Source organism: Vibrio salilacus (assembly GCF_002811245.1).
In the GTDB taxonomy this organism is placed as follows: domain Bacteria; phylum Pseudomonadota; class Gammaproteobacteria; order Enterobacterales; family Vibrionaceae; genus Vibrio; species Vibrio salilacus.
Genome location: NZ_NIVQ01000006.1, coordinates 187863 through 200556 on the forward strand (window position 1 = coordinate 187863; position 12694 = coordinate 200556).

The following is a 12694-nucleotide window of genomic DNA, read 5'->3' on the forward strand; positions in this document are numbered from 1 at the left end:
TCTTATTGTTGTGGCGCGTGTGCAGCGGAGTTGGGCAGCGAGTGTTGATACCCGCCAAGTAAAGCTGCAAGTTTGCTATTGGTAATGTTGAGATCGGTAACTAAGCGCTCTAATTCTATGCGTAGCGCAATATCATCAGTTGTTGCGGTAAGCACATCGCTAAACTGAGCGGTGTTATTTTGGTAGCCACGCTCTATGGCTTCGATTCTGGCACTCGCTTGAGGAATGAGACGTTCTTGGTAGCGTTCGATAAGATTAACGCGGTCATTGACCAAGGCATTCACTTGCGCGTTCATCTGCGCCAGAAGTGCGTCTTTTTGGTATTGAGACGCTCCGACCTGATATTGCGCAGCCGATAAACTTTTATCTTGGCGGTTTCCTGTAAACAATGGAATGTCCAACGTTAAATAGGCGCTAACCAGATCAGAGGCGGGTTCGCCACGCATGTTATTCCCCTGTCTGTAGGCGTACATGACTTCAATACCAAACTGCGGAGTATATGATTGCTCTGCAACTTATCATCAATTTTGTGCAACTGAAGCTGAGTATTGAGTAGGTCTTGTGCTTCACTATTACCGATAGCGTAATTAGTACGGACGAACTTGAGCTGAAGTGAGACGCCATCGGCTCGTTGGTTGGCTTTACGTTGATTGAGCTGTAACGTCGCAGTTTGAGTATTTTCTGAATGGCTTACGATATCAGCCATGGCTAAAGGTGGTAGCATTGCCGCACTCGCAGCAATACACAGACTCAGGGCTTTGGGGCGATCAAAAGTACTTAATTCAATAATCACAATAGGTATCCATTTGGAGCGTAAAAACGCTATAGATATCTCCCTAGCTCAACAATCAATATAGATCATCAATCAGAGCTAAAGAACGAAAGTGCGAGTTGAATTAAGCGGAAGGCGGACGGAGAATACTTTGCGAACGTGAGACCTTTTCACCCATTTTCACCGCATTAAAATGGGCAAAACGAGAAGAAAGCTCACTGTTTGTTTTGATATTGGCTAAAGGAAAGGAGGCGCTGGAACAGACAGATCCACAGTGGGTATGGGTGTCGGTGTCAGTATCATCACAATGACTGACTGATTGAGCCTTTGGATACTCTTTAGCTAAAGTGGAAGAATGGCAATCATCACGCTCAGAACTGGTCACAGAATGAGTAGAATGAACAGAGTGAGTATTGTCGACCACCACCTCTGACATCATCATACTCTTCATTACCATGTTTGGTGCGCTTGACACATAGTTAGACATCAACATCGCCAAGATGCCGAAAATCATAATCCATGTTGTGCGTGATGAGTGTGTCATAGCGTACCCTTGATAAGAGTAGAAAAGTATAAACCTTACACCTAGGGTAAGGTCAACTCCGTTTTACAGGATTTTTCTGGTTTACTTGATCACTCCATGCTTGGTCGTCCATATCCTGTATAAAAAATGACTTGCAGATAACGGCAACTGATGTAATTTGTTGTGACTGATTTATTGTCCTTTTCCCAACAACCCGGTCAACTATGCCTAGCAAAGATATCAAATTTATTGCCGTCGATATGGACGGAACGCTACTCGATCACAACAGCCAACTGCCAGAAGACTTCTACTCAGTCTATCAACAACTTGAGCAGCGCGGCATCACTTTGGCTGCCGCTTCCGGCCGTCAGTACTACAGCCTGATGGAGACGTTCGCACCAATTAGCGATCGCATGATGTTTATCGCTGAAAATGGCACCATGGTGATGCATCAAGGCAAAGAGCTGTACCGCTGTGAAATGGATAAAACATCAATTACTAGCATCATTAACCAAGCGCGTTTGATTGAAGGTGCACATATCGTTTTGTGTGGTACGCAGTCGGCGTACATTGAAACCCAAGATCCTAAAGCACTTAAAGAGTTCGCCAAATACTACCACCGCTGTCAATATGTGGAAGATCTGCTGAGTGTCGAAGATGACTTCATCAAGGTGGCCATTTGTCACTTTGACGGCACTGAGACGCATGTTTGGCCGAATTTTGATCGCGAATTTGGCCACAGTCATCAGGTGGTCGTGAGCGCGAAAATCTGGCTTGATGTCATGAATGCCGAAGCATCAAAAGGGGCTGCAATTAAGCACTTACAAACTACTCTCGGTTTTAGCTATGAGCAAACCATGAGTTTTGGCGATTACCTTAACGATCTAGAGATGCTCAAAGCGAGTTACCACTCCTTCGCAATGGCAAATGCCCACCCGACAGTGAAACAGACAGCACGTTTTGCTGCGCCGAGTCATCGTGAGGCTGGCGTCATAACGGTCATTAAGCGCGAGTTGCTCGACTAAGCCTGATACAACTCAAGTGGTAAGCCGTCAGGATCTTGAAAAAAGGTGAACGGCTTACCCGTAACCTCGTCGATGACCAATAAGCCATTATAATATTGACGCGCGTCTGCATAATATGTCCCTATTGTGAAGGGGAACTTTTCTTGTCGGGACGATGGTCGAGTTGCTCTAACTGCGTGGCCAACTGTTGCTGTTGATTAGAGATAGCTTCAAGGGCTTGTGCGGTGGTTTTGATTGCGTCAGCCATAGAAGAAAGATTGCGTGTGGTTTTGGTTAAGGTATGTTGAATTGGCCTAAGAATAAACCAAGCAATCACCACAATAATCGCAATGATGATGACGCCGATAAGGCTCACCACCAACAATATCTGCTGACGGACATCGGATAGAAAACGTTCGCTGCTGCGCGCCAACACTTGCTTAGAGTCTTGATATGCTTGAGGTAAAGACTCTACCGAGCGCCGAGACAACACCACCAATTGATTGAGGTTATCGACCGTGTGGTCTAACTGTTTTTGCTGCGCGGGCGTCAAACTCTCGCTCGCCGCGATTTTGTTGAGCGCCACACCGACTTGGTCGAGAGAGTGACGAGTGTCGTCTATCGCCCGCTCCACACCATCAAGTTCGAGCGTCATATTGATTTTAAAAAACGCCTCTGACTCAGGAGCAGGCTCATCCTTTTGCGCATAACCGTTAAAGCTAAAAACGCTGATAGCGATTGCCCATATCCATTTCATTTTTATTCCTTCTGTTCGACTCACGCATTGAATAATAGAATGACAACACAGCACTCGCAAACAAGATACGTTGGAATGGCGAAGCGTTCATTATGATTGTCCCTCTCGACTGTTCCAAACAGGTGAATGAAACACTTGAACGCCTGCGCAGTCATGTTGAAATCAAACAAAACCCCATAGTTAAACGTAGCAAAGAACAAAAGCAGAATTAATCAAATCCACGAGTAATCATCTAAGGGCTTGCATCTAATTTCTGATGTGCGTCCGATCTTATTGAGGTTATTCACTTGAATTATAAAGTAGCGTATGCAATGACTAATACTACTCTAATAACAAGATCAGGATCTTAGCTCATGGCTTGCCCACATCGTAATTTTCGAGAAATGGAAAAAGACATTCATACCGATTTTAAAGATGATATGTCTTATGGTGATTACCTACAATTAAACCAAATATTGTCGGCACAAACACCGCTATCAGATCAACACGATGAAATGCTGTTTATTATTATTCATCAGTCCAGTGAATTATGGTTGAAGCTTGCTGGTCATGAGTTAACTGAAGCGATAGAAAACCTCAAGCAAGGCGACTTTGGGCATGCGTCTAAAGTGATATCTCGTGTTAAACAAATCTTTAATCAGCTAACGCAATCATGGAATATTCTGTCCACCTTAACGCCTGTTGATTATTTAAAGTTCAGAGATGCGTTGGGCCACTCTTCGGGCTTTCAATCCTATGGTTATCGAAAACTTGAATTTTTGCTTGGTAATAAAAATCAAACACTACTTCAAGTTCATGAAAACGATAGCAAAGTACATCAAGAGTTGAAGGGGATTTTAGAAGCGCCGAGTTTATATGACGTGGCCTTATCCATGCTTTCTGAACAAGGATTAAAGATTGATAAGAACCATCTTTATCGAGATGTAAGTTTGCCTTATGAGAAAAATGACTCTGTTTTAAATGCATGGTTAACGGTTTATCGTGATGCCGATACCTATTTTGAATTATATGAATTAGCTGAAAAGCTCGTTGACATAGAAGATAGCTTCCAACAGTGGCGATTTAAACACATGTATACGGTACAGCGAATTATCGGCAATAAAACCGGTACTGGTGGTTCATCCGGTGTCGCTTTTTTGAAAAAAGCACTCGACATCAGCTTTTTTCCTGAACTGTTCGAATTACGTACACAGCTTTAAATCAGGGAGATCACACTATGAATATAGCGAAAGACTTACAGCCTTATTATCGTCAATTTAATGTTTCAGAACGTATTTTGTTATCGGGCCATTCTCATCAAGCATGGCCTGATGTGGCAGAGCAAGGCGTGCTTGACTGTTTTCATGACGCCGCTAAGCACATTGATGATAAATGGGAACTGGCATTTGAGAAAGCAGAGAAAGTCAGAGCGTTTTATCGAAGTTTGATGCATGACTTCAATGGACAAATTGCTTTAGGGCAATCAACACATGAACTCATTTTGAGATTTCTATCTGACTTAGACTGCTTTAAAAAAAAGAAAAAGGCGCCAATAAAAATTGTCACAACCGACGGGGAATTCCATTCTATGCGCCGTCAACTTGATCGTTTAAAGGAGCTAGATATCAATATTGAAGTGGTTCCAACACAGCCATCAGATACTTTAGCTAGTCGCATTATTGATAAACTGGATCATTCGACAGATGCAGTGATGGTTTCTGCTGTTTTTTTTGCTACAAGCCAAATATTCAAACACATTGGAGAGGTAGCAAATGCTGCAACATCACTCAACATACCTTGTTTAGTCGATGCTTATCATGCCATTAATGTTATCGAGTTTGACCTTGAACAATGGCAATTACAAAACGCATTTATCATTGGCGGTGGCTATAAATATTGCCAAGCTGGTGAGGGCAATTGTTTTATGCGTATTCCTCACGATTATCATGGCTCACCCGTTATTACAGGTTGGTTTGCTGAATTTGAAACTCTCGACCAGATAACGGGGAAAGTCAATTATGGCAGAGGACAAGGGGCATTCTCAGGCTCTACTTATGATCCAACGAGCCACTATCGCGCTGCAGCAGTTTTTGATTTTTTGAACCAACAAGGTTTAACTGCACAGGTACTCGCGACCATCAATAAGCAACAGGTCAGCAGGTTATGGCAAGGTATCGAGAGTTTAAATATTCCGACCAATATTCTGGTGTTACCAGAGCACGATATTCAAGATAACGCTGGCTTTCTGTCATTGACCACGCCACACGCAGAAAAATGGGTAAAGCTTCTTGGCTCTAAAGGTATCCAAACCGATAGTAGGGGCAATCAACTAAGATTAGGTCCAGCTCCATACGTATCAAATGCACAAATAGATTTTGCTTTGAATGAAATAGAGCAGCTTGCTGGCTTTGTTTCCTAAATCAGAGAACTAAATCACCAACTTACGATCTGAACAGCTCAGTTCGTCCAAATACATAGCCCAATGGCTCATCTCGACTTTTTATCGCAGAAATGCCTATTTCTGCGATAAAACAGTGACTTCACATGCAAGCTCAATAAGGATTGTTTACACTAAGAGGGAGTAATTCGTTGATAAGGGCCATCTGTGCTGACGAAACAAACACTAACTATTGCCTCGGCGAATTTGTTTAATTTCATCGAGCCGCCGAATGCGTTCTACGACTTTGAAAACATCTATGAACGCGATGCTTGGCAAGATAAGTGCCGTTGGACCAAACAAAACATTCAAGCCTTAGAAGCAGACATCGTTGGCCTTCAAGAAGTGTTTAGTATTGATGCTGTGCAAACGCTATTCACGCAGATGGGTTACCCGTATTTTGCAACCGTAGAGACCCCCAAAGTTGCAGATGAGTATATTTACTCACACCCTGTTGTCGCCGTTGCCTCGCGCTATCCTCTAAAATACATTCAAGCAGTAACCACACCCAACGACTTGATATCGAAGGGCTATGGCGTTGAAGTGCCACCTTTTAGCCGCGCGCCCATTTTTTGTATTGTCGACATTCCCCATATTGGTGAGATCGGTTTTTATGTTTGCCACTTAAAATCGCAGCGTGCAACCGAGAGCTTGACGGCGGACGGGGCTCAACCGCTGATTGGTCGCTGGCTTTCAAGCCAACAGAGAGGATGGGAAGCACTGATGCTACGCCTGTTTAGCGAACAGCAGTATGCCCAGAGACCGATGCCAACGGTGCTCGTCGGGGATATGAACCAAGCGCTCAGTAGTGATATCTCTGGCTTACTGACGGAACCTACCAACAACGAACCACACAAGCTGCAATTCAAAGATAGCTGGCAATTGCTATCTGATGCGCCCCAAGATCGGCCCGCGACCCATTATCATTTCAGCCATGGCAATGTTTTAGACTACATTTTGTTATCGCAAGAGTTTCAGCCCGACTCGGTGTATTCGCTTGCCGATGTGACTCAGTTTACAACGCTCGATCAGCACTTAATCAATCCAATCTATGAGCAAGATAAAAACGCCAGTGACCATGCCTTTATCGCGGTCACATTACGCTTTGTTCTATAATCTGTTCCATAAATAAACAGGCCGTGCATTAGCACGGCCTGTTTTATCGTGAGTGATCGCTTACTTCGATTCTTGCTGCAGTTTGGCTTTCGCTTCTTCTACTTTACTAAAATCCAAACCTAGCTCTTCGACCGCCTGTTTGATAAGCGCTGGATTTTGCATCACTTGGCCCATCAACAATTGCAGTTTATCTTGTGGTAAGCCCAGTTGGCTGATGGTCGCCATCGCGGCCAATGGGTTTTGTGTCAAGGTTTGGAATAGTTGGTTGATTTGCTCATCGCTAAGATTGTTTTCTTTTAACATGGCAATAATCGGATTCATTTCGTTACCTATTTCGTTAAGTAAAACATGCGCCGCAGTCTATCACTTGCCTGATACGATTTGTATTTTTATTGCTTGGCCATTTTAGCGGAATGTTCAGCGGGAGAATCTTCTTTATTGCTAGGCAAAAAAGGATGGCATTGTTGTTTTAATTGGGTACTCATGCATCTTTCCTTAGAGAGAGTAATACCTTTACTCGTCAATATTTGGCCGTACAATATAGTGCATCATCGATATCTATGATCGTAAGACAAGTCTAATTTGTAAATGACAGCGACATCAACCTAACACAACCATACAAGATCCCTTAAATATGTTGAACCTACTCTATACCCAAGTCCCTGCCGGGGTAAGATTTATGCTGCTTTCCGCACTAGGCTTTGCGTTGATGTCTGCGTGTGTAAAATATGTCAGCATCCATGGTATCCCCGTTTTTGAAATCGTCGCTGCGCGCGCGTTAGTGTCATTGATCATTAGCTACCTCGACGTGAAAAGAAAACGAATTTCCATCTGGGGTAACAACAAACCTTTATTGTTGATTCGCGGTATCATCGGAACCGTTGCCTTAATGTGCGTTTACTACTCGGTAACGACCCTTCCTCTGGCAGAAGCCACGATATTGCAATACGTCCACCCCGTATTTACTGCGCTACTTGGACTATTACTCCTCAAAGAACGAGTGCAGACGTCTACCCTCATCTGTATCGCTTTTTGTTTATTGGGTTTATGGGTGATGGTCCAACCTAGCCTTGATCACACGATTGAGTATCAACTGCCGATGTTTAGTGTCATGACGGCGCTCCTTGGCGCGCTAGGCAGCTCAATCGCTTATATCATCGTTCGCAAACTTAGCCAGACTGAAGATAGCTCAGTGATCATCATGTACTTTCCATTGATCGCACTTCCCGTTTCATTAGTTTTAATTGGCGATAACTTCGTTTGGCCTAGCCTCTACCTAACATTTTTACTGGTACTGGTGGGCATCTTCACTCAGGTCGGTCAGTATGGACTAACAAAAGCGATGCAAACTCAGGCGGCTGGAAAAGCCTCGGCTTACTCGTACGTACAAGTTGTTTTTTCCGCACTGCTCGGCGTATGGATTTTCAATGAAATCCCATCCATCTGGACATATATCGGCGGTACTTTGATTGTCACCGGAGCATTAATTAACGTTTTTGGTCAGCAATTGGTAAAACCTTTTCAACGTGGGCAATAAATCACAATATATTGCTCATCGAGCAACGTGTTTTTGCTTGCTGTAGGTAAAAACTTGCTCAACAAAAATGGCCAAAAAACATAACCTATTGATTATATTTAACTTTATATTCAGGCATAACAATTGCCCTTTAGTAAGCACATTCACATGTTAAACAAACACACTAAAGGAAAAGATTGCTATGCCAACTCCATGTTATATCTCTATCGACGGTGAAACTCAGGGTCTAATCACTGCTGGCGCTTGTACTGCTGATTCTATCGGTGATTCATTTGTAGAAGGTCATGAAGATGAGATGCTGGTTCAAAAGTTTGACCACGTCGTAACTGTTCCTACTGATCCACAGTCAGGTCAACCTTCAGGTCAACGTGTTCACAAGCCGTTCCAGTTCACTGTTTCTCTAAACAAAGCGGTACCACTACTTTACAACGCACTTTCATCTGGCGAGAAGATGAAGACAGTTGAACTAAAATGGTACCGTACTTCTATCGAAGGTAAACAAGAGAACTTCTTCACAACTAAGCTTGAAAATGCGTCTATCGTAGACATCCACTGTGAGATGCCTCACTGTCAAGATCCATCAATGTCAGACTTCACACAGAACCTAACTGTGTCAATGTCTTACCGTAAGATTACTTGGGACCACGTTAACGCGGGTACTTCAGGTTCTGACGACTGGCGTAAGCCTGTCGAAGCGTAATCTTACGCTTTGTTTTAGCCCACCTTCGGGTGGGCTAGTTATAACCCTAACCAAGACGCCGTTAAAACGGTGTCTTGGTTAGGGTTTTATACCAATCTGGTCAAGGCAATTATTGAGCACTCTCCCTCCCAGATTGGTAATCGCGATTACGTAGGGCTGAATATATGACCACTCTCAATTTCAATCTAACCGTTGAAGGGCTCGATCCCCAAGCTTTTGTCGTCAGAGAGTTCGAAGGCAACGAATCTCTTTCGCATGATCTTAACCATGGCAAGCAACCATGCCATGGCTACTATTATGATGTTCAGCTCGCGAGTCGTAATTCGCTGCTCAGCGCTGAAGATGTCGTTGATAAGCAAGTCCAACTCACCTTATATCGCGACTTAGAAATCGTAAAAACCATCCACGGAATTGCACGAAGCTTCACCAAAAGTGATACTGGTCATCATCATACTTTTTACGCCTTAACGATTGTTCCAGCATTAGAGCGACTGTCTTTACGCCAAAATAGTCGCATTTTCCAGTTTAAAACCGTACCGGAAATCCTCTCTATTATTCTTAAAGAAATGGAGATCGATGATTTTGCCTTTGCCTTACAACACGACCATGGCCAAAGAGAATTTTGTGTTCAGTACCGAGAGTCCGACCTCGATTTTCTACACCGGCTGGCTGCCGAAGAAGGGCTGATTTACAGCTTTGTATTTGAAAATGGTAAGCACACGGTACTATTTAGTGACTCTGGTGCTTGTTTGCCTAAAGTAAACACGCCTATTCCATACAATGCGCTCAGCGGCGGCATCTCTGAGCAAGAGTATGTATCCGCGATGGTATTTAACACCCGTTTCGCACCCAGCTCGACGCAACTTAAAGATTACAGTTTTAAAAAGCCAGCCTATTCATTTCAGCAAAACACCCTTGCCACTGACATCGACTTTCAAAGTACCGACTATCAACACTTTGATGCACCAGGCCGGTTTAAATCGGATGATAGCGGCGCGTTAATTAACCAAACACGCCTCGACTACTTACGTCGCGATACACAACTTGCCACTGGCAAGAGCTACGTTGCTGCTATTCAAGCGGGTTACAAGTTTCAATTGAGTGAGCACTTAGATGATGAGTTCAATCGAGAATGGCTAGTCGTCAAAGCCACCCATCGCGGCACGCAACCTCAAGCCCTAGAAGAAGAAGCCGGCTCTGGTTCAACAACCTATGATAATCAATTTTGGTTGATCCCAAGCGAGCACAATTGGCAATTAGAACCCTTTACTAAGCCTTTGGTCGATGGCCCGATGATGGCGACTGTGGTTGGTCCTGAAGGTGAAGAAATTTACTGTGATGAGCATGGTCGCGTTAAAGTTCAATTTCCATGGGATCGCTATTCAAGCGGCGACGAGCACAGTTCGTGCTGGATTCGTGTTTCCCAAGGTTGGGCCGGAAATCAATACGGCATGTTAGCTATTCCTCGCATCGGCCATGAGGTGATCGTCGAGTTTTTAAATGGTGACCCTGACCAACCGATTATTACGGGCAGAACCTATCATGTGACGAACACTGCACCTTACGTGTTGCCCGACAATAAAACAAAAACCGTCATACGCAGTGAATCGCACCAAGGTGAAGGGTTTAACGAATTAAGTTTTGAGGATCAGTCTCAGCAAGAGCAAGTTTTTGTCCACGCTCAAAAAGATCTCGACATCGAGGTCGAAAACGACACCACGGTTCATATCAAACATGATCAGCATTTAACCGTCGATAATCACTACTTCAGCCATGTTAAGAACCATCGTAATGAAACGGTAGAAGGCGATAAGCGCAACAAAGTCACCCAAGATCAAACCTTAGTAGTTGAGGGCGCTTTACATCTCAAAACCGGTAAAGTTTGGGTCAATGACTCTGGCTCTGAAATCCACATTAAATCAGGCAATAAGGTGGTGATTGAGGCAGGCAGTGAAATCACCTTAAAAGCTGCAGGGAGCTTTGTCAAAGTTGACCCAGCAGGTGTTCACTTATCCGGTGCTGGCGTGAACCTGAATTCAGGCGGCAGCGCAGGAAGTGGCAGCGGCTATGCCGGACAAACAGCCGAGCTAGCCACAGCCTTACTCAACGATATTGAAGTCGCCGAACTGCAGCAAGCCGATATCTGTGCGACACAAAACAGCGCAGAAGCGAATGTGATAAGTGAGTTCACTGCGCCTGAAGAGATAACGCATGCAGCTCAACACTTAACAGCAAACAGCCCTGTTGCCGCAGTTTCGAGTGCTAATAGCAACAGCTCATCTGAATCTGAATCTGAAGAGACTAAATCACTAAGGTTAAAGTCTGCCCTTCTTAAGCAGTCTTCAACCTTAGATAAACTCGCGAATCGTGAATCTCATTCATACAAAAGTGGAGCAAAAGGGCAAGAAGTTGAATACATTCAACAAGCTCTGATAAAACTAGGTTTCGATCTTGGCAATGCAGGCGCTGACGGAGATTTTGGTTCAACCACACAACGTCAGGTTAAGCTGTTCCAAAGTGAGTATAAGCCGACCAACGAAACGCATCTCGCTTATGATGTGGGAGCCGTTGATGGAATCGTAGGTCAAGGAACCTTACTAGGTCTAGACGAAGCACTTGTTGAGGGGTGGGAGTATGTAGATAAATCATATAACTGGGCGGATAGTGAATTTGGAAAACAACTCGGGCAGGTGGAGTCAAATAATGACTATTCTGCATATAATAAGACAAAAGGTGGACTGAGATCTTATTACAATACACACTTAAATCAAATGAGCATAAGTGAAGTTCAGAAACTTCAGCAGACTCGAGAAGCTTTTGCGGTAGGTAGATTTCAGGTTATTCCTACCACTCTAGCTGATGCCATCAAATTCCTATCAATAGATAAATCAAGTTTGTTTGATAAAACAACCCAAGATATGATTTTCAATGAGTATCTGATAAGTAAGAAACGACCACAAATCATCTCATATTTGGAATCAGGCGGTTCTTTAGAAGATGCTATTTACTCTTGGGCAAAAGAGTTTGCATCTGCCGGCGTAGAGAAAGGTAGAAAATTAAGCAATAATTCTTTAGCTCAAGGTGGAGAATCATATTACTCTGGAGATGGATATAACAAAGCACATATATCTCCAGAAAAAATGAAGGCTGTACTTAGGAATTCAAAAATGGAGTTCAACAAATGAAAAGTCTTGCCTACTTAATCCTATCAATGAGTTTAATTAGTAGCTGTAGTATGGCTAACTCAGACACATTAATTCCTAACATAGAAAGTCAGGGGTTTACTCCCGAATTCATACGAGTTTTTCAAGAGGTTTATTCTAAAGGCCCAAACTTCAACGCTGATGATTATGTTTTGACCTATCCGTGTGGTGGTGGGGCTATTTGTGGAAGCATCTTTGATTCTTCGCGTGAAGAATTTATTTCTTTTCCTGATGACTTTATAGGTGCTTCTGAAGTTGAAAAATTTAGAATAAAATTTAACAACTCATCTAACTACATTTGTTTCTGGGGTGAGAGTGCGTATACCTCTAAGTTATATAAAAACGTGTGCTATTTTTATGATGGTAAGGCTTTAAATGTAAAAATTCAGTAGTCTGGTGGCAGATTGTTCAACTGTCCAGTTTAAATCGGATGATATGTATTAGTTCAGACTAGATCTGACACTTCAATTTGGAAAGAAGAGAGTTACCCACTTTGATTTGATTTGATTTGATTTGATTTGATTTGATTTGATTTGATTTGATTAAAGGTGCTTAATCCGAAATCAAAAGCAATTAAGATGTAACTTTCATTCTTCATGCCTCGTCCAACATCATGACCATATTGGTCATTGATCTTGTCTCACCGCAAACAAAAAAGGGTGTCAG

Annotated in this window: 11 protein-coding genes and 2 pseudogenes; 8 read left to right on the forward strand and 5 right to left on the reverse strand. The window is 43.2% G+C overall.

Annotated elements, in window-relative coordinates; translation table 11 throughout:
- Positions 1–2: 2 nt before the first annotated feature.
- Positions 3–664 (reverse strand): annotated as a pseudogene (locus tag CDZ87_RS06520) (TolC family protein); the annotation flags it as partial.
- A 232-nt stretch (positions 665–896) separates the two neighbouring features.
- Positions 897–1316: a hypothetical protein gene (locus CDZ87_RS06525; protein ID WP_157806451.1), complete on the reverse strand. Its 420-nt coding sequence runs from the start codon at positions 1314–1316 to the stop codon at positions 897–899.
- A gap of 203 nt (positions 1317–1519) precedes the next feature.
- Between CDZ87_RS06525 and CDZ87_RS06530 the strand changes: the two genes are divergently transcribed.
- Entirely contained in the window at positions 1520–2320 is an 801-nt protein-coding gene (locus CDZ87_RS06530; protein ID WP_100752733.1) for a Cof-type HAD-IIB family hydrolase, read from the forward strand.
- On the opposite strand, the pseudogene CDZ87_RS17560 reads toward CDZ87_RS06530, so the two are convergent.
- Both CDZ87_RS17560 and CDZ87_RS06535 read right to left on the reverse strand, forming a co-directional pair.
- Positions 2317–2394 (reverse strand): annotated as a pseudogene (locus CDZ87_RS17560) (VOC family protein); the annotation flags it as partial. The gene CDZ87_RS06530 and the pseudogene CDZ87_RS17560 sit on opposite strands and share 4 nt — an antisense overlap.
- A 47-nt stretch (positions 2395–2441) precedes the next feature.
- Positions 2442–3056 carry a hypothetical protein gene (locus CDZ87_RS06535; protein ID WP_100752734.1) on the reverse strand — a complete coding sequence of 205 codons (615 nt, stop codon included), beginning with the start codon at positions 3054–3056 and terminating at the stop codon, positions 2442–2444.
- A gap of 383 nt (positions 3057–3439) precedes the next feature.
- Between CDZ87_RS06535 and kynA the strand changes: the two genes are divergently transcribed.
- The 3 genes from kynA to CDZ87_RS06550 all read left to right on the forward strand — a co-directional run bounded on the left by kynA (position 3440) and on the right by CDZ87_RS06550 (position 6588).
- Positions 3440–4255 carry a tryptophan 2,3-dioxygenase gene (kynA, locus tag CDZ87_RS06540; protein ID WP_216639377.1) on the forward strand — a complete coding sequence of 272 codons (816 nt, stop codon included), beginning with the start codon at positions 3440–3442 and terminating at the stop codon, positions 4253–4255.
- Positions 4256–4272: 17 nt separating this feature from the next.
- A complete protein-coding gene (locus tag CDZ87_RS06545; RefSeq protein WP_100752736.1) occupies positions 4273–5454 on the forward strand; it encodes an aminotransferase class V-fold PLP-dependent enzyme in 1182 nt (393 codons plus the stop codon).
- 186 nt (positions 5455–5640) lie between these two features.
- A complete protein-coding gene (locus CDZ87_RS06550; RefSeq protein WP_100752737.1) occupies positions 5641–6588 on the forward strand; it encodes an endonuclease/exonuclease/phosphatase family protein in 948 nt (315 codons plus the stop codon).
- A gap of 60 nt (positions 6589–6648) precedes the next feature.
- Here the strand turns inward: CDZ87_RS06550 and CDZ87_RS06555 are convergent, their stop codons facing one another.
- Positions 6649–6909: a DUF2999 family protein gene (locus CDZ87_RS06555; RefSeq protein ID WP_100752738.1), complete on the reverse strand. Its 261-nt coding sequence runs from the start codon at positions 6907–6909 to the stop codon at positions 6649–6651.
- 313 nt (positions 6910–7222) lie between these two features.
- Between CDZ87_RS06555 and CDZ87_RS06560 the strand changes: the two genes are divergently transcribed.
- The 4 genes from CDZ87_RS06560 (at position 7223) to CDZ87_RS06575 (ending at position 12420) form a co-directional block, all read left to right on the forward strand.
- Entirely contained in the window at positions 7223–8125 is a 903-nt protein-coding gene (locus tag CDZ87_RS06560; protein WP_100752740.1) for a DMT family transporter, read from the forward strand.
- 181 nt (positions 8126–8306) lie between these two features.
- Positions 8307–8825, forward strand: coding sequence for an Hcp family type VI secretion system effector (locus tag CDZ87_RS06565; protein WP_038177510.1), 519 nt, complete (start codon positions 8307–8309; stop codon positions 8823–8825).
- 164 nt (positions 8826–8989) lie between these two features.
- Positions 8990–12010 (forward strand): type VI secretion system tip protein TssI/VgrG, encoded by a 3021-nt coding sequence (gene tssI / locus CDZ87_RS06570; protein WP_100752741.1) that lies wholly within the window; start codon positions 8990–8992, stop codon positions 12008–12010.
- Positions 12007–12420 carry a hypothetical protein gene (locus CDZ87_RS06575; protein ID WP_100752742.1) on the forward strand — a complete coding sequence of 138 codons (414 nt, stop codon included), beginning with the start codon at positions 12007–12009 and terminating at the stop codon, positions 12418–12420. The genes tssI and CDZ87_RS06575 overlap by 4 nt, the downstream gene beginning before the upstream one ends.
- Positions 12421–12694: the final 274 nt, after the last annotated feature.

Bases quoted from the DNA above. Each gene is read 5' to 3' on its own strand.
- CDZ87_RS06530 (WP_100752733.1), top strand. From the start codon at position 1,520: ATGCCTAGCAAAGATATCAAATTTATTGCCGTCGATATGGACGGAACG.
- tssI (WP_100752741.1), top strand. From the start codon at position 8,990: ATGACCACTCTCAATTTCAATCTAACCGTTGAAGGGCTCGATCCCCAA.
- CDZ87_RS06575 (WP_100752742.1), top strand. From the start codon at position 12,007: ATGAAAAGTCTTGCCTACTTAATCCTATCAATGAGTTTAATTAGTAGC.
- CDZ87_RS06525 (WP_157806451.1), bottom strand. From the start codon at position 1,316: ATGACACACTCATCACGCACAACATGGATTATGATTTTCGGCATCTTG.
- CDZ87_RS06560 (WP_100752740.1), top strand. From the start codon at position 7,223: ATGTTGAACCTACTCTATACCCAAGTCCCTGCCGGGGTAAGATTTATG.
- kynA (WP_216639377.1), top strand. From the start codon at position 3,440: ATGGAAAAAGACATTCATACCGATTTTAAAGATGATATGTCTTATGGT.
- CDZ87_RS06555 (WP_100752738.1), bottom strand. From the start codon at position 6,909: ATGAATCCGATTATTGCCATGTTAAAAGAAAACAATCTTAGCGATGAG.
- CDZ87_RS06535 (WP_100752734.1), bottom strand. From the start codon at position 3,056: ATGAAATGGATATGGGCAATCGCTATCAGCGTTTTTAGCTTTAACGGT.
- CDZ87_RS06545 (WP_100752736.1), top strand. From the start codon at position 4,273: ATGAATATAGCGAAAGACTTACAGCCTTATTATCGTCAATTTAATGTT.
- CDZ87_RS06565 (WP_038177510.1), top strand. From the start codon at position 8,307: ATGCCAACTCCATGTTATATCTCTATCGACGGTGAAACTCAGGGTCTA.